This is a genomic window from Paenibacillus terrisolis, assembly GCF_056171975.1.
The window spans coordinates 23,676-45,903 of the sequence record NZ_JBKFGG010000047.1; the positions used below are offsets into that span (position 1 = coordinate 23,676).

The window sequence follows — 22,228 nt, forward strand, 5'->3', positions numbered from 1 at the left end:
CAAACATGGATAAAGTTTACAATAACTGTATCCGTGTTTGTATTCTTATATCACCGCGCCTTAAGACCGGGTGCTGTTTTTCTCCCTATGATTGTGTTACGATTGGTCTATCATCTTAAATTTTCAGTAATTATGGATTTCATCATTTATAGGTTTAAGGAGGCAGAGGAATGTCTGCGATCGATCATATATTAGACAAGGCGCTCCAGGGCGGGCGCCTGAATGTTGAAGAAACCGTTACGCTGTTTGAGTCGGATGAAGTGGAGAAAATGGGCCATGCCGCCAACATTCTGATGGAGCGGAAGCACCCGGAGCCGATTACGACTTTTGTCATCGGCCGCAACATTAATTACACCAATGTCTGCGACGTGTATTGCCGGTTTTGCGCCTTTTATCGTCGTCCCGGCTCGGAGGAAGGATATGTCCTGCCGGACGAAGCGATTTTTCAGAAAATTCAGGAAACGATAGATGTTGACGGGACGGAAATTTTGATGCAGGGCGGGACGAATCCGAATTTGCCGTTCAGCTATTATATTGATCTGCTCAAAGGCATTAAAGAACGTTTCCCGGACATTACGATGCACTCGTTCTCTCCTGCGGAAATCATGAAAATGAAAGAAGTTTCGGATGGCCTTTCACTGGAGGAAGTGGTTCGCCAAATTCACGCGGCGGGTCTTGATTCGCTACCGGGCGGCGGCGCGGAAATTTTGGATGACCGGACGCGCAGTAAAATCAGCCGTCTTAAAGGCTCCTGGCGCGACTGGATGGACGTCATGCAAACGGCGCATAAAATCGGCATGAACACGACGGCCACCATGGTTATCGGCTTCGGCGAATCGATGGAGGAACGTGCCCTCCATTTGATGCGGGTGCGTGACGCGCAGGACGAATGTCTGGAAAACGGCTATCCGTCCGAGGGCTTCCTGGCCTTTATCCCATGGACGTTCCAGCCGGATAATACGAATCTGAAGCAGGAAAGACAAACGCCTGAATCCTATTTGAAAACCGTAGCGATCAGCCGGATCGTTTTGGATAATATCAAAAACCTGCAGTCTTCGTGGGTTACGATGGGACCGGAGGTCGGCAGATTATCCCTGCAATATGGCTGCAACGACTTCGGCAGCACGATGATCGAGGAGAACGTAGTGTCATCGGCCGGCGCCACGCATAAAGTCAATATCGAGTCGATTCTTTCCATTATTCGTTCCGCCGGAAAAATCCCGGCCCAGCGCAATACGAAATATGATATTTTGCGCGTATTTGACGAGAAGAGCACTATCGAACGCGATTTCATCATGCAGAATTAAGCAGTGCAATTTAAACATAACTAATGTGAATGTAGACTTACTCAACTGACTTATACCGTAGAGATTGTTGCATATTGTGCAAAATTATAACCATGTGGCTGGCTTGCCGTCCATTTTGTTGCATATAAAGTGCAACACAATGGAGCTTATCGGCCTGAAATGGTCGCTAGGGGCCAATAATGTTGCATGAAATACAATATCTTTACTATTTTGCTGGCTTCCTGCTTCAATTTGTTGTACGAAATACAACAATTCCTTGCCTGCTCCCCCAATATTACGATTCAAACCTTGTAAAGCATGACTCCGAAACTGCCTGTGAGGCGTAAGAATATCAAGACTACGACTGGAATCATGCGGACTATTTGGTCCGAACCGATATCAGGTTGTAGCGAACCAGAATAACAAGCCAGCGCAATAATGGAAATCCTGCCTTTCATTCCATGGATCGTTCCCGTATATCCGTTTCCTTCCCGCCATATACTTGGAGAAGGAAGCGGAAGGGGGCCAGGTTCATGGATCTTTTTACCATTCGCGTCAAAATGGATGCTGCAGAATCAGGAGACCGGCTTACAACATGCATTCGGGATGCCATGTCTGATTTACATAATGATCGTGTCCGGATGAGCCTGGTTCAGGCTTCGGATGGAGGCAGCGATGCGGAAATTCATGTGGAAGCGCGGGAAGAGCAGGAGGAACAGGAATTACAACTGCTTCGTTTGTCGCTCGGACTAGCCCGTTACATCGTGGATTACAAAGAAGAAGAGATCGTAACCCGAATTCTTGAACGGGAATATGATCTGGCTTCCGATGAGGAAATGCGGGAGGTCAAAGAGATATGTCTTCGTCTTCTTGAAACGCCTGAGAACAGCCGGGAACCGAAAGAAGTCCGGGTTCATCAAGTGAATGAAACGCTGACGAATTATTTGCGGACCGATTCCTTTCTACAATTGGACGGATTTATCGCTTTCCGCCTGAAGGAATACGAGGCAAGGCTGCGCGAAACGGTTGATTACGCCATGGATGAGTATCTGCTGGATAGACAGTATGAGGAATTTATCGGACTCCTGCAATCCTTTGTTTATTTTCAGGAGCCGCTAACGCCGCTTGTCCATTTAATGCATAAGCAAGGAAATGAGTTCGCCGTCTTGAACGAGCAGTTTTCCAGGATTCATGTTACGCCTCCCGGCGGGGTGATCGCGAGGATCGCGGATCAGGAGATGGAGATGGAAGACGTGATCGTCAGTACGCTGATTTCGCTCTCTCCGGACCGGATTTTGATCCACACCCGGGATCCCGAAGCTCAGGTCATTACGACCATCCGCCGCATATTCGGCGATCGGGTGGAGCTTTGTCTGCATTGTCCCCACTGCCAGCCGTTTCATCAAGGCGCGCGGCATCTTGACCAAGGGACCTAAGGAGCTTGAAAAGTCGGGCGAACCAAATTCTTGACGATCATTTGCGATAGCATTATAATTACACTCAAGTCAAAAGCGTCGACAAAGACATGAACCAAAAGACGTCGATCCGTGCAGAGAGAGGGAACGTTGGCTGAAATTCCCTTCGGTTTCGGTTTTTGGTTTACCCCTTTGTAGCTGCTTTCCCGAACCCAGGATGTTGCTGGTATTAAGGATAGCCGGTTCATTGCCGTTACCTAATGCCGAATTAAGGGCTTGCCTCATGCCACACCGCTTGAGGGCAGCCGAATGAGGGTGGAACCACGGGTATATAACGCTCGTCCCTTTCCGGGACGGGCTTTTTATTTTGTCCGCCTCCGGTGACCAAACATATTTCCAAAAGGGAGGAAAAGACGGTGGCAGTATCTATTTCGTTGCCGGACGGTTCGGTCCGGGAATACGCGGAAGGAAGCACTTTGGAGGATGTGGCCGCATCCATCAGCAGCGGTCTGCGTAAAAACGCGCTTGCAGGGAAAATCAATGGGGTGGCCGTGGATTTGAATACCGTGCTGAAAGATGGCGCGGTCGTGGAAATCATCACGGGGGATTCCAAAGACGGTCTGGAAGTCATGCGTCACAGCAGCGCCCATTTGATGGCTCAAGCGGTCAAACGGCTGTTTGGCAACAAGGAAGTCAAGCTGGGCATCGGTCCGGTAATCGAGGACGGCTTTTATTATGACATGGATTTGGAGCATCCGCTGAATCCGGAGGATTTGCAAAAGATCGAAAAAGAAATGGAACGCATCATCGGTGAAAATCTGCCGATTACCCGCCGCGAAGTCAGCCGCGATGAAGCGATTGCGATCTTCACGGAACTCGGAGATCCGTATAAGCTGGAGTTGATTCGCGATCTGCCGGAAGACAGCGTGCTGTCTATCTATGATCAAGGAGAATTCTTCGATTTGTGCCGCGGGCCGCATGTGCCTTCCACCGGCAAAATCAAAGTTTTTAAACTGCTTAACGTAGCGGGTGCTTACTGGCGCGGCAACAGCAATAACAAAATGCTGCAGCGCATTTACGGGACGACTTTCAATAAAAAAGCCGATCTGGATGAGCACTTGCGTTTGCTGGAAGAGGCTAAAAAACGGGATCACCGCAAACTTGGCAAAGAACTGAACATTTTTACGTTCAACAATTTGGTGGGCCAAGGTCTTCCGATCTGGCTTCCTAAGGGTGCGACGATGCGCCGGACGCTGGAGCGGTATATCGTCGATATCGAAGAGCGCCTCGGTTATCAGCATGTTTATACTCCGGTTCTGGGGAATGTGGATTTATACAAAACTTCAGGACACTGGGAGCATTACCAGGAAGACATGTTCCCGAAAATGGAAATCGATAACGAAGAATTCGTGCTTCGTCCGATGAACTGCCCGCACCATATGATGGTTTACAAGAGCGATATGAGAAGCTACCGGGATTTGCCGATCCGGATCGCGGAACTTGGCATGCAGCACCGTTACGAAATGTCGGGAGCATTGACGGGTCTGCATCGCGTTCGGTCGATGACATTGAATGACGCTCATATTTTCTGCCGTCTGGATCAAATTAAAAGCGAGTTTACCCGCGTGCTTGATTTGATCAAGCAGGTCTATAATGATTTCGGGATCAAGGAATACCGCTTCCGTCTTTCCTATCGCGATCCTCAGGATACGGAGAAATATTTCCAAAACGACGAGATGTGGAATACCGCGCAGCGGATGCTGCGAGAAGTTGTGGAAGAAGCGGGTCTTCCGTTCTTCGAAGCCGAAGGCGAAGCAGCTTTCTACGGGCCTAAATTGGACGTTCAAATCAAGACGGCATTGGGCCGGGAAGAAACGCTGTCGACCGTACAGATCGATTTCCTTCTTCCGGAACGTTTTGAGCTGGAATACGTTGGCGACGATGGCGCCAAACACCGTCCGGTCGTGTTGCACCGCGGCATTCTCGGGACTATGGAACGTTTCGCCGCCTTCCTGCTCGAAAACTTCGCCGGCAATTTGCCGCTGTGGCTATCCCCGGTTCAAGCCAAGGTTATACCGGTCTCCGGCAATTTCGACGGATACGCTCGCGAGGTCGAGGAAAAGCTTCGGGCCGCCGGTATTCGCGCGGAAAGCGATCTGCGCAACGAAAAGCTCGGTTATAAAATTCGTGAAGCGCAGCTCGAAAAACTGCCGTACATGTTCGTTGTAGGGGAAAGCGAGCAAAGCAGCGGCACGGTTTCGGTTCGCAAACGCGGCGAGGGCGATCTCGGCGCAAAACCGCTGAATGAAGTGACCGACCTGCTCGTAAACGAAATTCGGAACCATACAATCTAATATAAGGGATGTATAATATTTGGCGTATGTGGAAAACCTTCGGAATAAGGGGGAGGTTTTCTCATGCGCCAAATTTTTATATGGAAAAGAATCAGTACAAGTTGTGTTCTCGCTGCGATTCTGATTTTGTCGATGGTTGCGGACAACACGATTCTTGCGAAATCAGGCCAGGCCCTGGTTAAACAACAGCAATCACAAGATATGACGAGCCGGCTTGAATCCCAATTCGAATTGGATAAAGCCAAGCTTGCCGTTACGCAATATAACCATTCGTTCAAGGCACCGGTTCAAAAAACGACGGTGCCGGAACGCAAGATCAAGCCGGTGCAAACCGTGAAGGTCATGGCTACCGGATACACGGCGGGGTATGAATCAACGGGTAAAAAGCCAAGTCATCCGCAATATGGCATTACGTATTCCGGTGTTAAGGTTCGCCGCGATAAAAATACGGTATCAACGATCGCGGCCGATCTGAAGGTGTTTCCGATCGGCACCATTCTGTACATTCCGGGTTACGGGTATGGGATTGTCGCGGACAAAGGCTCGGCGATCAAAGGCAGAAAAATCGACCTGTATTTTAAAACGACAAAGCAGGTGTACAAAGAGTGGGGCAAAAAGGAAGTTGAAGTCCAGGTTATTCGAAAAGGCAGCGGCAAGCTGACGGAATCTATGATTCGCGAGCTGGGCAAAGCGATGGCAGTCAGCAAAGATATTCCCGAGAAATTCTGGGACAAGGCGGTCTGACAATTCTCGAATATTTTCCCTTGCCGATTCGCATAATAAGCGATGTGATCACGGGTGATGCGATCACGCCGGCATACCATGTATGCCTTGCGTTATGCGAAAGGGAGGTGAAATCCATGCCAAACCAAAAAAAGGCGGCTTCTCCTGGCTTCAAAACGCCAAACGAGAAGTATAGCGCCGAATTTGCCGAAGAAAACAACGCAACGATTGCACAGAAAGCGAAAGCTTCTCGTAATGCAACGACGAGCGTAAGTACTCAAAATCAAAAATAGTTCTCTTGAAACCTAGCGAGCGCCCGAAGACCGGGTGCTCTTTTAGTTTTTCCATGATTTGGAATACGCCTCGGTCTCGAGACGGAGACAAGGTTCCATCTCGCGCCGCTGTTGGGGAATGGCAGGATGCTGTACACTGGCATTAATAAAGCTTATGTCAATTTTCAAGGGTGGAGGTTAACCTAATGCGACACGGAATCTGGGGAAGATTTTTTGGAGGGTTGCTGCTGATCGGCATCGGCGCCTTGTTCCTGCTGAATCAGTTGGGAATTACCGACGTCAGCATCGGATATTTGTTTTCGACCTATTGGCCCGTATTATTGATTTTTGGGGGCCTTGCCAATCTGGCGAACGGGCATCGGTCGGGCTTTATCTGGGGGCTCGTATTAATCCTGGTCGGCGTTTACTTCCAGGGAAGGAACCTGGATATGATCTGGCTGTCACCGGGAGAGTTTTTTAAATATTTCATTCCGGTCATGCTCATCGTCGGAGGGCTTTGCGTTCTGTTTAAGCCCAGAAACCATCATAGGGACATGAACGATTTCCCGCCTCCTCCGCCACCGCCTCCTCCTCGCCCGCCGATGGAACCTCCGGTTCCGCCGATGTATCATCCCGAAATGGAGTCCCCGCTGGATTCGATTTTCGGCTCGATGGAGAAGAAAGGCCCTCAATCGGAAGGAAAACCTAACTCCAATAAGTATGCGGGTTCAGGCTACAATTCGGGAAATATGAACGAACTTAAACCTGAAGTCGTCAATAAAGCGGGGTTTATCGGCGACGTTCATGTAGGGCAGGATTATTTTCAACTGCATCCCATGAATATTTCCCACTTTATCGGCGATACCATCATTGACTTGACCAAAGCGCAGATTCCTTACGGAGAAACAAAGATTAATGTATCTGCCTTTATCGGCGACGTCAAAGTGTTCGTTCCGAACGATATGGATGTCGGCATTATCGCTTCTTCCAGCGCTTTTATCGGAGACTTGAAGGTGCTTACGCAGCAGCAGGGAGGATTCATGAGCAATGTTGAAGCTCAGACTCCTTACTACAACGAGGCGAGCAAGAGAGTCAAGCTTGTTGTCAGCGTCTTTATTGGCGACGTGAAAGTGAATATGGTGGGTTGATAAATGAATGTGCAGCGAATCTTAAAAAACACCAAATGGGAGCTTCTCCTCTATTTTCTGCTTACGGGCAGTTTGGCGGCGGTTGCCCTATATATCGGAGTCAATTCCGGGGTTATCGTGGTGAAAGATCATGATCCCCGGATTTGGTTTGTCGATATCGCGGGTGTCGTCATTTTAACGCTGATCATTGGATACATCGCCGGGCGCCGGATTCAGGGTAAAATCGATTTGCTGCATTTAAATATGCTTCAGGTGGCCAAGGGCAATTTGGCGGTGCGCATGCCGGATACCGTTGATCAGACCTTTGCCGGTCTTTATCGGGAATTCAACAATATGACGGATGCGGTCGAGAAGAAAATGCAGCTGCTGCAGCAGCTTGGCGAGCAGGAGGTTATAGAAAAGGAGCAGGCGTCGGAAAAGGCGGTGCTTGAAGAGCGGCGGCGGCTTGCCCGCGATTTGCATGATACGGTGAGTCAGCAGTTGTTTGCGATCCATATGGCGGCCTCTTCGCTGCCCAAGGTCCTGGAAATGAATGAAGCCCAGGCTAAAATCGTTCTGGATCAGCTCATCCTTATGTCCAACACCGCGCAGAAGCAAATGCGGGCGCTCATCGCGCAGCTGCGTCCGATGGAACTGGTGAACAAAACGCTGGCCGAAGGGCTGGATCAATGGTTCCCGGATTACTGCCGGCAAAACGGGTTAAAAGGAATCAAGGATCTTGATTTGCAGGGAGACCTGTCGGAAGCAAAGGAACATCAGTTGTTCCTGATTATTCAGGAGGCAATGGCGAATATCGTCAAGCATGCCGGAGCGCAGATGGTCAGCCTTTCGCTCCGCGAAGGCCCGCGGCAGGTCGTGCTCAGCATCAGCGATGATGGACAAGGATTCAGCAATACGGTGCAGAAACAGGGCTCGTACGGGTTGACCACGATGCGGGAACGGGCGGAAAAGCTCGGAGGCCAAGTTGAAATCATCAGTAAGCCGGGTGCCGGGACAACCATTCGGGTACATATTCCGAAGTTCGAGGATAAAAAAGAGGGTGAGTCGGTTGGATAACAAGATCAAGGTGATGATTGTTGACGATCACGACATGGTGCGCATGGGACTTAAAACATATTTGATGCTCGACCCCAGCTTTGAGGTCGTGGCGGAAGCTTCGGACGGCCAGGCGGCGGTCAAAATGCTGGACGGGGAAATGCCCGGAGGCTTTCCGGATCTGATTCTAATGGATTTGATGATGCCCGTCATGAACGGCGCCGAAGCGACCAAGGCGGTGTTAAGCCGGCACCCGGGACTGAAGATCGTTATTTTGACGAGCTTCCTGGAAGACGATCTTGTCGTTCAAGCCGTTGAAGCGGGAGCCGTCAGCTACGTGCTGAAAACGGTATCGGCGGAAGAACTGATCTATGCGCTGCAGGGAGCTTACCGCGGCATGCCGGTCATGACCGGAGACGTGGCCCAGGCTTTAACCCGCGGTTTGCGGCAGCGGACGGCGCAAGCCCATGATTCGGGAATGACGGAGCGCGAGAAAGAAGTTCTCCTGCTGATTGCCGAAGGAAAGAGCAATAAGGAAATCGGCGAAGAACTGCATATCAGCATCAAGACCGTCAAAACCCATGTCAGCAACCTGCTGATGAAATGCGAGCTGGAAGACCGCACGCAATTGGCAATTTACGCTCATCGTCAGGGCTGGGTATCCCGTTCCTGATTTTTTTTGATAGAAAAACCGCTCCTATTTATATTTATCTTAGTTTTGGTCTATATTAATGATAGTTTTCCAGTTTTATCTCCTTTTTAATTGTTTTTAATGTTTGTTTAAGGTTCGTAGTACACAATAGGATCAAGCAAACAAGTACCCCTGAAGCAAACAGGGGAAGGAGGGTAAACATAATGGACGATCAAAAAAACAAACCAGGCCAAAATTTTGGGGAAAACGGCGGCGAAAGACCCGAGCAATCTCCGGAGACAGGCTCTTCATACTATTATTCTTACGGACCTTTTCAATCCTACGGCAAAAATAACGAGGAACCCGCAAGTGAAAATACTTATGAACGCCGGGAGCCGGAAGAAGTGGAAATTACGAGACCTGAGCCGGTGAGACCGATCCCTTCTTCGTACGATGTTCGTCCTGCGGCAAACGAAACATTCGGATCGAACGGAGACAACCGGAACGTTCCGGTCGCAAGAAACGGCGGTAATTGGCAGTACAGCAAACCGAAGAAATCATCCTTCAAATCGGTGATTGCCGGTGTTCTCGCCGGGATGCTGATCGTGACCGGAGCCATGGTATTCGCGGATCGCGCGAACCTGTTTACGCCGGATCAAGCATCGGTGGCAGTTTCGGGTTCGGCTTCCGGCAATTCGAGCGGTGATAGCGGTTCGGCTTCCAAAGCTTCACCTGCCTTGTATCCTATCACGAACGATGGAGACGTTACTAACGTTGTCAAGCAGGCCGGTCCCGCGGTGGTCAAAATCGAAACGCTGGTGAACTCCAGCAAGCAGCAAAGCAATGGCGGCAGCAACAGTCCTTTCAGCGACGATCCTTTCTATAATTACTTCTTTGGCGACGGTGGTATTGGCGGCGGAAACGGTGGAAATGGCGGGAATAGCGGCAACCAAAGCTCCCCGAATTCGGGTCAGCTGGTGCCTACGGGCCTTGGATCTGGATTTATTTTTGACAAAACCGGCTATATCCTGACCAATGAACACGTGGTCCATGACGCCGACGTCGTTCAAGTCACCGTGCAAGGGACGGATAAACCATATGAAGCCAAAGTGCTCGGCACAAGCTATGATTTGGATTTGGCCGTGCTGAAAATCGAAGGCAGCAATAATTTTCCTTCGATCCCGCTTGGCAATTCCGATAATGCGGAAGTTGGCCAATGGCTCGTGGCAATCGGGAACCCGCAAGGTTTTGACCATACCGTAACGGCAGGGGTGCTCAGCGCCAAGGAACGCGGCATCACGATTCCAGGGGAAAACGGCGAAAAAGACCGTCAATACGAACACTTGCTGCAAACCGACGCTTCGATCAACCCCGGGAACTCCGGCGGTCCGCTGCTTAACCTGAACGGCGAAGTCATCGGCATCAACGTGGCCGTCAGCGCGGATTCCCAAGGCATCGGCTTTGCAATTCCGACCAGCACGATTAGCGATGTGCTCGACAAACTGAAAAACAACGAAAAAATTCCGCAAAAACCGGTGCCTTTCATCGGAGCAACGCTGATGACCATGACCGAGGAAGTAGCCAAACAAATGGGTACGACCATTACGGAAGGATCCATCGTTTCCGATATCGTCTTCAAATCCCCGGCCTATAACGCCGATCTTCGTCCATACGATATCATCGTAGGTGCCAACGGCACGAAATATGCGACGAAGGAGAAATTGATCGAGTTCATCCAAAAACAAAAAGTGGGCACTCAGGTGACCTTGAATGTGGTGCGCGACAACAAGAACATCGATCTGAAAGTGACCATCGGCGACAAGAACGACTTCAGCGATCTTCAGCAATAACCAGAGCTTCGCCCCGTTGAAGGAGAGGCGACAGGGACTTAAGCCTGTCGCCTCTTTTGTATATAATGACGAAAGAAGCCTCTTCTTTGGTACAATAAAGATAATATTTTGGCAAGAGTGAGAAATGTTCCGTAAGAAAGATTGATTCGGTTGATTAAAGGAGAGGTTCCTGTGAGATCGGGAATATTAGTCATTGATGATGATGAGAAAATTACATCCATGCTGCGGCGCGGCCTGGCTTTTGAAGGATATGACGTATTTACGGCGCATAACGGCGCGGAAGGCTTGTCCATGATTATGAGTGCCGATCCGGATCTCATTATCCTGGACGTCATGATGCCCAAGATTGACGGCTTTGAGGTCTGCCGCAGGCTGCGTGAAGGCGGCAGCACCGTGCCGGTGCTGATGCTGACGGCCAAAGACGAAGTTGAGAACCGCGTCAAGGGGCTGGATACGGGAGCCGACGATTATCTAGTGAAACCCTTTGCCCTCGAGGAATTACTGGCCCGGGTACGGGCGCTTTTGCGGCGCAAGGAATCGGCTGGGGAAGCGGAAAACCAGCGGCTAATTTATGAGGATATTGTAATGGATCTCGAATCGCGGGAAGTGCTGCGGTCGGGGGAACGCGTGGAGCTCACCGCCAAGGAATTCGAGCTGCTTCACTTGTTTATGCAGAATCCGAAACGTCTCTTGACCCGCGACCTGATTATGGATAAAATCTGGGGCTATGATTACAGCGGCGAGTCCAATGTGCTTGAGGTATATATCGCCATGCTCCGGCAGAAAACGGAAGATCGCGGCGGCAAGCGTGTCATCCAAACGATTCGCGGCGCAGGTTATATCCTGAGGGGAGACGCCTAACATGTCGATCAGACTGCGGCTAACCGTATGGTATACGGGGATTTTGGCCATCACCTTGATTTTGTTCAGCGCATCGATTTACGGGCTTGTCCGGTACAATACGTTTGAGGAAGTTAAGCATCGTCTGAAAGATCAAGCGGTTCGAATCAACGCTTTGCAAAGTTATACGCTTCAGCAAGGGCTCGATTTGTATCTCGATTCCGCACAGGCGGATCGGCTGGAGGACGCGCAGTTATTCGTGCAGATTCATAATTACACGAACAATCACACCCGTTATTCGCAAAACCTGCTGGACCGGAAAATGGAGTTTCCGATTCCGGACATCAAGTCAGTGGAGAAAACGAATGGATTTCAATCGATCAAGTTAAGCGGCAATAATTTCTTAATGTATCAAGCGCCAGTCGCAATTGAAGGGCAGCTGGTTGGACTCCTCCAGCTTGCGGCATATACCGGGGCTGAAGACCGTCTGATGAATCAAATGAAAACGGTTTTGCTGTTCGGCTCCGTGTTCACGATTATCGTTGCCAGTTCGCTCGGCTTATTCCTGGCCCGCAAATCTATAGCGCCGATCGGCAAAGTCATCGAAGCGGCCAACGGCATTCAAACGGAGAACGATCTTAGCGTGCGCATTGATTATGACGGTCCGAACGATGAGATCGGACAATTGATCGGCACCGTCAACAGCATGCTGGAAAGGACGGAAGGCTTCTATAAAGGGCTGGATGAAGCTTATTCCACCCAGCGGCGTTTCGTATCGGACGCTTCGCATGAGCTTAGAACTCCACTCACTACGATTCGGGGCAACATCGATTTGCTGAAAAAAATGTGGATTCCGGAAGCGGAAGGGGAAGCGGCCAAAAACCTTGGCGAGGGTCAACTGCGGACGTTCTCGCTCGAAGCGGTGAACGACATTGCCGACGAGTCGGAGCGGATGAGCCGGCTGGTGAACGATATGTTGTCTTTGGCCCGGGCCGACGCAGGCCAAACGATCGTTATGGAACCGGTCATGCTGCAGCCGGTGGTTGAGGAAGTCATTCGGCGCGCTCAATTCCTTCCGCGCAAGGCAGAGTGGGTTCAGGGTGATATGACGGCGCTTCAAAATGCCTGTGTTACGGGGAGCAAGGATTATTTGCAGCAAATGTTGTTTATTTTCATTGAAAATGCCTTCAAATACACGGATCAAGGCAGCGTAACGATCGATGCCATCCGGGTCGGAGGACAAATCGGGATTCGTATTGCCGACACGGGGATCGGGATGGATCGCAGTGAGGTTCCGCATATATTCGACCGCTTCTACCGGGCCGATCTTTCCCGCGGCGTGAAGCCGGGCACCGGGCTTGGGCTTTCCATCGCCAAATGGATCATCGACGAGCACGGCGGATCCGTGGAAGTGATGACCAAGCTGGGAGAAGGCACTACGTTTCTTATCTGGCTTCCCGCTGTCTTTAACGCCCTGCCGGAATAAGCTATAATAGAAGTTGTTCCAAATTGGCTTCCCTAATGCATTACAGTACATGGGAGAAGAGAAAGCAGGGATAAAACCATGGAAGTGATCAAAATCTCGCCGCGGGGCTACTGCTACGGTGTGGTGGATGCGATGGTGCTTGCCAGACAGGCCGCCAAAAACCTGGATTTGCCGCGGCCGATCTATATATTGGGCATGATTGTCCATAACAGTCATGTCACGAATTCCTTCGAGGATGAAGGCATTATTACGCTGGATGGTGCGAATCGGCTGGAGATTTTGCAGCAGGTCGAGAGCGGAACCGTGATTTTTACCGCTCACGGCGTATCGCCCGAGGTGCGGAAAATCGCCCGGGATAAGGGGCTTACGACAGTTGACGCGACCTGCCCGGACGTGACGAAGACCCATGTGCTTATCCGTGAGAAAACAGCGGAGGGTTATGAGGTTATCTACATCGGCAAAAAGGGCCATCCTGAGCCGGAAGGCGCGCTTGGCGTCGCTCCGGGCAAGGTTCATTTGATCGAGAAAGAAGAAGAAATCGGCGATCTCAAGGTGAATGCCGACAAGATCGTGATCACCAACCAAACCACAATGAGCCAATGGGACATCAAGCATATTATGAAAAAACTGCTTGAGAAATATCCAAGCGCCGAGGTGCATAACGAGATTTGCCTTGCAACCCAAATGCGTCAGGAGGCTGTAGCCGAGCAGGCGAGCCAGGCGGATTTGGTCATCGTTGTGGGGGATCCCCGCAGCAACAACTCCAGCCGGCTGGCCCAGGTCTCCGAGGAGATTGCGGGCGTCAAGGCATACCGGATCGCCGACGTGACGGAGTTGAAGCGCGAATGGCTGCAGGGTATCGGAAAAGTGGCCGTGACATCGGGCGCTTCGACGCCTACGCCGATTACGAAGGAAGTTATCGCCTACTTGGAGCAGTACGACCCGGAAAATCCGGCCACGTGGGAGATTGTCCGTACGGTTAATATGAAAAAACTGCTGCCGCAGGTTAAAGCGGAACCGAAAAACGCTTAGAACGAGGTTCGCGAGCTATAAAAGTTACAACTAAATCTATGAACTTAAATAAGAGAAACCGCTCTTGAAACGGCCGAAAGGATACCGTGAATAGGGCGGTTTCTTTTTGTGGCGCGGTTTTCTCGCATTTCCAACTTTTGCGGGGTCACGTTTTTAACGGATTCATGTTATACTCCAAATATAAAGATTACAGTTTTGTTACCTTGTTGTAACTATTTAAAACTACTAACTAGGAGATGACAAGATGAACACACCTCGAATGAAAAAACGCTTGATCACCGGCGGAATTACTGCCATTCTGGCTGCAGCTCTTGTCTTGCCGGCATCGGCTTCAGCAGCGTCTTATACAACGACAACATATAAAACTTATACGACCTCCTGGAATACGATCTATTATACGATTCCTTGGAATACGTATTTTACGCAGCAACCGATTCAGATCACTTATCCGGGAACGACGGGCGGAACCATCGTTAAACCGCAACCCGTTCCGACTCAACCAGCCAAACCGCAACCAGCTCCAACGCAACCGGCCAAGCCGCAAACCGGCACTACAACACCGGCTAAACCAAGTACCGGCAATACGGCTGCCGACAAATCTCAGTTTGCTACCCAGGTGATCACTTTGGTCAACCAGGAACGCGCTAAGCAAGGACTCAAGCCGCTGACTGGCGATTCCGCGCTGAACAATATGGCGCTTGCCAAAGCCCAGGACATGAGCCAAAACAATTACTTCGATCATAATTCACCGACCTATGGATCGCCGTTTGATATGATGACGAAATTCGGCATTAAATACGGCTATGCAGGCGAAAACATCGCGATGGGACAAAAGACTCCGCAAGAAGTCGTCACCGCATGGATGAACAGCGAAGGTCATCGGGCGAATATATTGAATGCCAATTACACCCTGATCGGTGTCGGTTATTACAACGGCTATTGGGCTCAGGAATTCGTCGGAAGATAACCGCGAGCTTAGCATAGACAAAATGAGGCTGCCCTATGGGCGGCCTTGTTTGATTTTGCGGCTGATTTGAATGAGACATTACATAAGTTAGGCTTGACGTAAGCCCGGTTTTAATATATAGTTACTTTATCGGTTAAAAGCGTAGAAGCGAACAAGCGTTCAAGTGAAATAGTAAATAACAATGGATCTGAACAGCCGGGAGCATTTACCCGTTAAAGATGAGAGGATGAATAAAAATGATCGTTATTACTTCTAACCACACCCCTGAGGAACGAGTTCAGGAGATTATCGCCGTAATTGAAAAAGAAGGCGTTCAAACCCATGTATCCCGCGGAAAGGACCACACGGTAATCGGTTTGATCGGGAATATCGAACCGAAGCTCGCCGAGCATCTTCGTCAAATGAAGGGCGTCGAAAATGTCATCAAAATTTCGAAATCGTATAAGCTGGCCAGCCGCGATTTCCACCCGGAGGACACGGTTATTACGGTCGGCGATGTCAAAATCGGCGGCGGAGAGTTGGTCGTCATGGGCGGTCCCTGCGCCGTGGAGTCCCCGGAGCAAATCGACGAGATCGCAAGGCTGGTTAAGGCTGCCGGTGGCCAAGTGCTGCGCGGCGGAGCGTTTAAACCCCGTACAGGCCCGTACAGCTTCCAGGGCATCGGCGTCGAAGGTCTTGTCATGATGGCCGAAGCCGGCAAGAAGCACGGCCTGCTGACGATTACGGAAGTCATGACGCCGGAGTACGTGGATGTCTGCGCCGAATACGCGGATATTTTGCAGGTCGGCACGCGCAATATGCAAAACTTCGATCTCTTGCGCAAGCTGGGTACGATCAAAAAGCCGGTGCTGCTGAAACGCGGATTCAGCGCGACTTACGACGAGTTCCTGAACGCGGCGGAATACATTCTTGCCGGCGGCAACCCGAACGTCATGCTCTGCGAAAGAGGCATTCGCACGTTCGAGACGTACACGCGGAACACGCTCGATTTGTCGGCGATTCCCGTACTTCAGAACCTCAGCCATTTGCCCGTTATCTCGGACCCGAGCCATGGCACAGGACGGCGCGAATTGGTCGAGCCAATGACCAAGGCATCGGTGGCGGCCGGAGCGGACGGACTTATCATCGAAATGCATACCGATCCCGACAATTCCATGACGGGCGACGGCGTTCAGTCGCTGTTCCCGGATCAATTTGCCGCGTTGCTCCAAGACTTGGAGAAGCTGGCTCCGCTTGTCGGGAAACGTTTCGATACGCCGAAAGCTGCGCTGCAGCGTTAATTCCTACTGGATAAAAGTCGCTATTTGGACACAGATTTCCGTTTGCCTTATGGCAGCTTATGGCAGCTTATTCTGTATGCAACGGCCTCTTTCGCCTTTGTGCGGGGAGGCCTTTATACTTTTTGCCCACAAATTTGTACTAAGCGTGATAATACCTTACATAGTAAATAAAAATACCTTACATAAGTATTGACGACTTTTCCCCATGGTTCTATAATGACGACAGAATATAACTAAAGGATGAACGTTACTCGCAATAACGAGATTAAATGTTCGTGATTTGGGGAGGAAAGCGCAATGTCAGCAGAATTCGTGTTAAAAACAATCCAAGAAAAACAAATCGAATGGGTAGACTTCCGTTTTGTTGATTTGTCCGGACGCGCGCATCATGTTACAGTTCCAGCTAAAGAAGTCAGTGAGGAAACTTTTGTCAACGGCGTAGCATTCGACGGTTCTTCGATTCCGGGTTTCCGCGGCATTGAAGAATCCGATATGGTTATGATGCCTGATCACGGTTCCGTGTTTGTTGATCCGTTTACGGCACATCCGACACTCAACGTTTTTTGCGACATCTACACGCCGGATGGCGAGCGTTATGAACGGGACCCTCGCAGCATCGCGGTTCGCGCCGAAGAATACCTGAAGGAAAGCGGAGTTGGAACGGCTGCATTTTTTGCTCCTGAATCCGAATTCTTTATCTTTGACGATGTTCGTTTCGAAAACGGCATGAACACAACTTCCTATTCGGTTGATTCCGAGGAAGCGTTCTGGAATACGGGCCGCAGCGAAGAAGGCGGAAACCTGGGCTATAAAGTTCCTGTCAAAGGCGGATATGTTCCGGTTGCTCCAACCGACAAACAACAAGATATCCGCAGTGAAATGTGCCGCTTGCTTGAAGAAGCCGGACTTCGCGTAGAACGTCATCACCATGAAGTTGCTACGGCGGGTCAAGCGGAAATCAACTTCCGTTTCGATACTTTGCTGAAAACGGCCGATAATCTGATGGTCTATAAATATATCGTGCACAACACGGCACTGCAATTTGGCAAAACCGCAACGTTTATGCCAAAACCGCTCTTCGGAGACAACGGCAGCGGGATGCATGTTCACCAATCGATCTTTAACGGCGACACTCCGCTGTTCTATGAAAAAGGCGCGTATGCGAACCTGAGCGAAACCGCGCTGCATTACCTCGGCGGTATTTTGCATCATGCTCCGTCGCTGATCGCTTTCACGAACCCAAGCACGAACTCGTTTAAACGTCTGGTGCCTGGTTTCGAAGCTCCGGTGAACCTGGTATTCTCCAAAGGCAACCGTTCGGCGGCGATCCGGATTCCGGTAGCGGCCGTTACGCCAAAAGGATGCCGCATCGAGTTCCGTACGCCGGACTCCACGGCGAACCCTTACCTTGCTTTCTCCGCCATGCTGATGGCCGGCCTCGACGGCATCAAGAACAAAATCGATCCAATCAAGTTGGGATATGGACCCTTCGATACGAACATCTACGAATTGTCCGCCGCAGAAAAAGCGGAAATCCGCAGCGTTCCGGGATCGCTCGATGAAGCGTTGAACTCGCTGGAAGCCGATCATTCGTTCCTGACTCAAGGCGGCGTATTTACGGAAGAATTCATCCAAAATTTTGTTGAATTCAAACGTGCCGAAGCAAGATCCGTAGCCGTAAGAGTACATCCGTTCGAATTCGGACTTTATTACGATCTGTAAGTCGCACTTATAAAACAAGAGCCGGTGCCAAAGGAATTAAACCCTTCGGTGCCGGCTTTTTAGATTTAGGAATGTCAAAAAAGGTGCCCCTTGGCCAAATGAAGAATTGGCTTTGGGGCACCCTATTTTTTATGCGCTGCCGCAGGAATCTCTGACGACAAGTTCGGGCTCGACAACAACGCTGCTGGTTGCCGACTGGCCGTGGATCAGGTCGTACAATAGAGAAGCGGCCAATTTGCCGATTTTGTCCTTGTTCTGCCGAATTGTCGTAAGCGACGGAGTAATGTACCGTGCCGCTTCGATATCGTCGCATCCGATGATCGCGATATCCTGCGGTACCCGGTACTCATGCTCTTTCAAAGCGCGCATGGCTCCGATCGCCAGCGAATCGGAGGCGGCGAAGATCGCCCGCGGCAGCTTGCCGTTCAGAATCAGATTGTTCATGGCGTCATAACCGCTTGGCTCGAAGAAATTGTCGCCGTTGATGAACCAATCCTCGTTGACGGGGAGGCCAAAGCTTTCAATGGCCGCCTTATAGCCGCTCTCCCGCATGTTGGAGATTTCGGACTCCTGAGTGCTGCCGATATACCCAAGCTCGCGATGGCCCTGCAAATAAAAGTGTTCGACCACCTTATAAGCCATCTTGGTGTTGTCGGACATGACGTATCCTGAGTTTTGGCCCTTGAGTTGGATGTCTACGCCGATACAAGGGATTTCGCTGAGGTCAAGCTCGCGAATGGACGGTTCTACCTGTTGGCCCGTTACGATAATGCATCCGTCGACTTGGTAATGCAGGCAGCGAGCCAGGTAATCCCCGTCCGCCGCATGAAACTTCTCGTTGGAGAAGAACAGGAGATCATAACCGAGCACGCCCATTTGCTTTTTGAAGGAGCTTAGCACCTCTACGAAAAAGGGATGGTTAAAATCGATGTTTAGCTTGCCGGCAAAAATCACGCCGATCAGATTCGATTTTCTCGTCGCCAGCGTTTTCGCGGAATTGGAAGGCACGTAACCGGTCTGCTTCATGATTTCGAGAACCTTCGCTTTGGTTTCTTCGGAAATCTCGCTATAGTTGTTAATGATTTTGGAGACGGTCGAGACGGATACCCCGGCCATTTCCGCAATCGTTTTGATATTAATTGCCAAGGAATAGCCTCCTTAAAATCGGAAATGCCAAATTCACGAAACTGTTTTCGTAAATTATTCTAAAGAGTTTAATCCCGTTCGTCAATGTTGGATAATGTGAGAAACCATCGTAAACCCTCGGATTTACACAGGGTTTTGAAGGGGTCTCAAGATTGCGACCGGTCCTAAAAGTCATGAAATTTCCCCTCTGGAAAGTGAAAGATTGTCGCCTTTACAAACCGAAAAATTGATGTGATAATGTGATTAACGAAACCGCTTTCGTAATTTATATAATCAATAAATCTGAGAGGAAGAAGAGAAAATGACGCAAAAGGGCTGGAAGTTTCATGGGGAAGAGGGGAAATTCAAGCTGGAGCAGCCTGAGCTGAACAGTTATTTGTATTTTCCCCTGGTGAATGAAGCGGGCATGATGTCCGCCGTTACACCGAATTTGCACGGCAGCATTACCTCCAACCACAACACCTTTCTGCTGGAACCGGGTTCCGTCGAAAGCCTTCATAATTCCAAAGCATCGCGGAATTTCTGGGTGAACATCGACGGGTATGGCGCCTGGTCGGTCTGCGGCAACTCCGCGAAGCAAAACGCCGCGCTGTTTGCCGATGCCAAGGAGCACTCCTTTATGGAAGCGGGATTTTTATGGCATTCGCTGACCCGTGAAAACGAAGCTATCGGGCTGCGCGCGGAAACCGTCAGCTTTGTTCCTCCGACCGAAGACAAAATCGAGCTGATGAGAGTACGACTGACCAATACGGGTACAACACCGATCCGCTTTACGGCAACCGCCGCAATTCCGCTCTATGGACGTTCGGCGGACGACTTGAGGGATCACCGCCACGTTACCTCGCTACTGCACCGGATTTTCACCTCCGGGCACGGTATCGAAGTGCAGCCTGCGCTGTCTTTTGATGAACGGGGACATCGCATCAATAAAGTGACTTACGGCGTGCTCGGTGCGGAAGGAAGCGGAACGGCACCGGCCGGATTTTTCCCGATTGCGGAAGACTTTATCGGTGAAGGCGGCACGTTTGATTGGCCGGAAGCGGTAGTGAAGAATCTGCCCGCAGGCACCGGGGCCGAAGCGAAACTGGAAGGCTATGAAGCGGTTGGGGCTTTGCGCTTTGCCGATGCGGAATTATTGCCGGGGAAATCGGCCTCCTACATCGTCGCGATGATTATCTCGGACGACCGCATCGATAACGCTCGCTACGCTGCGGAGTATTTATCCGAAGAGCGGTTTGAGACGCTGCTTAAGCAAAACGAGGCATATTGGCGTGAAAAGCTGGACACCATCTCATTCCATTCCGGAAGCAAAGAGCAGGATATGTGGCTGAAATGGGTTACCCTGCAGCCGGTTCTGCGCCGTCTTTACGGTAACTCGTTCCTGCCTTATCACGATTACGGCCGCGGCGGCCGGGGGTGGCGCGATTTGTGGCAGGACTGCCTGGCTCTCATGGTGATGGAGCCTGAGGAAGTCGGTTTTCTGCTTCATAATAACTATGCCGGCGTGCGTATGGATGGAAGCAACGCAACGATCATCGGCACGAAACCGGGCGAGTTCGTGGCGGACCGCAACAATATCCCGCGGGTTTGGATGGACCATGGCGCTTGGCCGTTCCTGACCACGCTGCTGTACATCCATCAAAGCGGCGATTTGGAATTTTTGCTGAAGAAGCAGGAATATTTCCGCGACGTCTTCGTCAAACGCTGCCGCGAGAGGGACACCTCCTGGACTCCGGAGCAGGGCAACAAGCTGCTGACATCGGACGGACGCGTGTATGAAGGAACCATTTTGGAACATATTTTGCTGCAAAATATCGTGCCGTTCTTTAACGTAGGCGAGCACGGCAACATTCGGATGGAAGGCGCGGACTGGAACGACGCGCTGGATCTGGCGTCCGCCCGCGGCGAAAGTGTGGCGTTTACGGCGTTTTATGCCAGCAACCTGCTGGAGCTCTCCGAACTGCTGCTTTATTTGCAAGAGGCAGCGGGCCAAGACACGGTGGAGCTTGCTGAAGAGATGGCGGTTCTTTTCGACTCGCTGCAGGCCCCGGTATCTTACGACAGCATCCCGGATAAACTGGCCCTGCTGGACCGTTATTACGAATCCGTTGTTCCTTCCGTCAGCGGCAGCAAGCTGAAGCTCGATATCCGCAAGGTGGCCGAAGATCTCAGACGGAAGGCGAACTGGTGCTTTGAGCATTTGCGCCAAAATGAATGGATCAAAAACAAGGAAGGGTTTGAATGGTTCAACGGTTACTACAATAATGATGCGCAGCGTGTGGAAGGCGACCATCCAAACGGCGTGCGGATGACGCTGACGGGCCAAGTATTCAGCATCATGGGCGGCATCGCGACGGACGAACAGGTCGGCAAGATCACGAAGGCGGTTGACCGCTATCTTAAAGACGACCAAATCGGTTTCCGCCTGAACTCGCGGTTCGGCGAAATTCAACAAAACCTCGGCCGGGCGTTTGGCTTTGCTTTTGGACATAAAGAGAACGGGGCTATGTTTAGCCACATGACGGTTATGTACGGCAACGCTTTGTACAAACGCGGTTTTGTCAGAGAAGGCTTCGAGGTCATGGATTCGATCTACCGTTTGTCCGCCGATTTTGAACGGAGCCGGATGTATCCGGGTGTTCCGGAGTACATCAATGAGCGGGGCCGGGGCATGTATACTTATTTGACCGGGTCGGCCAGTTGGCTGCTGTTGACTGAGTTGACGGAAGTGTACGGCGTTAAGGGACATTACGGCGATCTTCAGCTCGAGCCGAAGCTGTTGCGAGAGCAATTTGACGATGCCGGAGAAGCGGCGGTGGAAACCTTGTTTGCCGGACATATGCTGAACGTCGTTTACCGTAATCCGCAGCATGCCGATTATGGACAATACCGGGCAACTTCCGTTACGCTGAATGGGCAACCGGTTGCTTTTGAAGCGAAAGGATACGGCTGCTTGCTTCGCCGCTCCGTTCTTGATTCGCTCCCAAGCGAAGACAGCCGGACGATTGAAGTTACCCTTGGGGTCTACTGACAGGAGGATT

17 protein-coding genes are annotated in these 22,228 nt (G+C 50.8%); 16 read left to right on the top strand and 1 reads right to left on the bottom strand.

Annotated features, from left to right (window positions below; translation table 11 throughout):
- Nucleotides 1-170: 170 nt before the first annotated feature.
- From mqnC to glnA, 15 genes are all read left to right on the top strand, one after another.
- Nucleotides 171-1,307 carry a cyclic dehypoxanthinyl futalosine synthase gene (mqnC, locus tag ACI48K_RS24055; protein WP_475030178.1) on the top strand — a complete coding sequence of 379 codons (1,137 nt, stop codon included), beginning with the start codon at nucleotides 171-173 and terminating at the stop codon, nucleotides 1,305-1,307.
- A gap of 512 nt (nucleotides 1,308-1,819) precedes the next feature.
- Complete coding sequence (locus ACI48K_RS24060) at nucleotides 1,820-2,722, top strand: putative sporulation protein YtxC (protein ID WP_475030179.1); 903 nt, start codon at nucleotides 1,820-1,822, stop codon at nucleotides 2,720-2,722.
- A 395-nt stretch (nucleotides 2,723-3,117) separates the two neighbouring features.
- Complete coding sequence (thrS, locus tag ACI48K_RS24065; protein WP_475030180.1) at nucleotides 3,118-5,055, top strand: threonine--tRNA ligase; 1,938 nt, start codon at nucleotides 3,118-3,120, stop codon at nucleotides 5,053-5,055.
- 63 nt (nucleotides 5,056-5,118) lie between these two features.
- Complete coding sequence (locus tag ACI48K_RS24070) at nucleotides 5,119-5,799, top strand: 3D domain-containing protein (RefSeq protein WP_475030181.1); 681 nt, start codon at nucleotides 5,119-5,121, stop codon at nucleotides 5,797-5,799.
- A gap of 116 nt (nucleotides 5,800-5,915) precedes the next feature.
- A complete protein-coding gene (locus tag ACI48K_RS24075; protein ID WP_475030182.1) occupies nucleotides 5,916-6,071 on the top strand; it encodes a hypothetical protein in 156 nt (51 codons plus the stop codon).
- A gap of 185 nt (nucleotides 6,072-6,256) precedes the next feature.
- Nucleotides 6,257-7,198: a cell wall-active antibiotics response protein LiaF gene (gene liaF / locus ACI48K_RS24080; protein ID WP_475030183.1), complete on the top strand. Its 942-nt coding sequence runs from the start codon at nucleotides 6,257-6,259 to the stop codon at nucleotides 7,196-7,198.
- A gap of 3 nt (nucleotides 7,199-7,201) precedes the next feature.
- Nucleotides 7,202-8,254, top strand: a complete 1,053-nt coding sequence (locus ACI48K_RS24085) for a sensor histidine kinase (RefSeq protein WP_475030184.1) — start codon at nucleotides 7,202-7,204, stop codon at nucleotides 8,252-8,254.
- A gap of 13 nt (nucleotides 8,255-8,267) precedes the next feature.
- Nucleotides 8,268-8,906: a response regulator gene (locus ACI48K_RS24090; RefSeq protein ID WP_475030200.1), complete on the top strand. Its 639-nt coding sequence runs from the start codon at nucleotides 8,268-8,270 to the stop codon at nucleotides 8,904-8,906.
- 182 nt (nucleotides 8,907-9,088) lie between these two features.
- Entirely contained in the window at nucleotides 9,089-10,714 is a 1,626-nt protein-coding gene (locus tag ACI48K_RS24095) for a S1C family serine protease (RefSeq protein WP_475030185.1), read from the top strand.
- A gap of 171 nt (nucleotides 10,715-10,885) precedes the next feature.
- Nucleotides 10,886-11,575 (top strand): response regulator transcription factor, encoded by a 690-nt coding sequence (locus ACI48K_RS24100; protein ID WP_475030186.1) that lies wholly within the window; start codon nucleotides 10,886-10,888, stop codon nucleotides 11,573-11,575.
- A gap of 1 nt (nucleotide 11,576) precedes the next feature.
- Nucleotides 11,577-13,040, top strand: a complete 1,464-nt coding sequence (locus tag ACI48K_RS24105) for a sensor histidine kinase (protein WP_475030187.1) — start codon at nucleotides 11,577-11,579, stop codon at nucleotides 13,038-13,040.
- 78 nt (nucleotides 13,041-13,118) lie between these two features.
- Nucleotides 13,119-14,072: a 4-hydroxy-3-methylbut-2-enyl diphosphate reductase gene (locus tag ACI48K_RS24110; RefSeq protein WP_475030188.1), complete on the top strand. Its 954-nt coding sequence runs from the start codon at nucleotides 13,119-13,121 to the stop codon at nucleotides 14,070-14,072.
- A 244-nt stretch (nucleotides 14,073-14,316) separates the two neighbouring features.
- Nucleotides 14,317-15,039 (top strand): CAP domain-containing protein, encoded by a 723-nt coding sequence (locus ACI48K_RS24115; protein ID WP_475030189.1) that lies wholly within the window; start codon nucleotides 14,317-14,319, stop codon nucleotides 15,037-15,039.
- 236 nt (nucleotides 15,040-15,275) lie between these two features.
- Entirely contained in the window at nucleotides 15,276-16,319 is a 1,044-nt protein-coding gene (gene aroF / locus ACI48K_RS24120; RefSeq protein WP_475030190.1) for a 3-deoxy-7-phosphoheptulonate synthase, read from the top strand.
- Nucleotides 16,320-16,616: 297 nt separating this feature from the next.
- On the top strand, nucleotides 16,617-18,041 hold the full coding sequence (gene glnA / locus ACI48K_RS24125; RefSeq protein ID WP_475030191.1) for a type I glutamate--ammonia ligase: 1,425 nt from the start codon (nucleotides 16,617-16,619) through the stop codon (nucleotides 18,039-18,041).
- A 129-nt stretch (nucleotides 18,042-18,170) separates the two neighbouring features.
- Here glnA and ACI48K_RS24130 read toward each other — a convergent pair whose 3' ends face one another.
- On the bottom strand, nucleotides 18,171-19,181 hold the full coding sequence (locus tag ACI48K_RS24130) for a LacI family DNA-binding transcriptional regulator (RefSeq protein ID WP_475030201.1): 1,011 nt from the start codon (nucleotides 19,179-19,181) through the stop codon (nucleotides 18,171-18,173).
- Between the two features lie 307 nt (nucleotides 19,182-19,488).
- On the opposite strand from ACI48K_RS24130, the gene ACI48K_RS24135 reads away from it, so the two are divergent.
- Nucleotides 19,489-22,218, top strand: a complete 2,730-nt coding sequence (locus tag ACI48K_RS24135) for a GH36-type glycosyl hydrolase domain-containing protein (RefSeq protein WP_475030192.1) — start codon at nucleotides 19,489-19,491, stop codon at nucleotides 22,216-22,218.
- The last annotated feature ends 10 nt before the right edge of the window (nucleotides 22,219-22,228 follow it).

Bases quoted from the DNA above. Each gene is read 5' to 3' on its own strand.
- ACI48K_RS24090 (WP_475030200.1), top strand. From the start codon at position 8,268: ATGATTGTTGACGATCACGACATGGTGCGCATGGGACTTAAAACATAT.
- aroF (WP_475030190.1), top strand. From the start codon at position 15,276: ATGATCGTTATTACTTCTAACCACACCCCTGAGGAACGAGTTCAGGAG.
- glnA (WP_475030191.1), top strand. From the start codon at position 16,617: ATGTCAGCAGAATTCGTGTTAAAAACAATCCAAGAAAAACAAATCGAA.
- ACI48K_RS24105 (WP_475030187.1), top strand. From the start codon at position 11,577: ATGTCGATCAGACTGCGGCTAACCGTATGGTATACGGGGATTTTGGCC.
- ACI48K_RS24060 (WP_475030179.1), top strand. From the start codon at position 1,820: ATGGATCTTTTTACCATTCGCGTCAAAATGGATGCTGCAGAATCAGGA.
- ACI48K_RS24070 (WP_475030181.1), top strand. From the start codon at position 5,119: ATGCGCCAAATTTTTATATGGAAAAGAATCAGTACAAGTTGTGTTCTC.
- ACI48K_RS24085 (WP_475030184.1), top strand. From the start codon at position 7,202: ATGAATGTGCAGCGAATCTTAAAAAACACCAAATGGGAGCTTCTCCTC.
- liaF (WP_475030183.1), top strand. From the start codon at position 6,257: ATGCGACACGGAATCTGGGGAAGATTTTTTGGAGGGTTGCTGCTGATC.
- ACI48K_RS24115 (WP_475030189.1), top strand. From the start codon at position 14,317: ATGAACACACCTCGAATGAAAAAACGCTTGATCACCGGCGGAATTACT.
- ACI48K_RS24110 (WP_475030188.1), top strand. From the start codon at position 13,119: ATGGAAGTGATCAAAATCTCGCCGCGGGGCTACTGCTACGGTGTGGTG.
- mqnC (WP_475030178.1), top strand. From the start codon at position 171: ATGTCTGCGATCGATCATATATTAGACAAGGCGCTCCAGGGCGGGCGC.
- ACI48K_RS24075 (WP_475030182.1), top strand. From the start codon at position 5,916: ATGCCAAACCAAAAAAAGGCGGCTTCTCCTGGCTTCAAAACGCCAAAC.
- ACI48K_RS24135 (WP_475030192.1), top strand. From the start codon at position 19,489: ATGACGCAAAAGGGCTGGAAGTTTCATGGGGAAGAGGGGAAATTCAAG.
- ACI48K_RS24095 (WP_475030185.1), top strand. From the start codon at position 9,089: ATGGACGATCAAAAAAACAAACCAGGCCAAAATTTTGGGGAAAACGGC.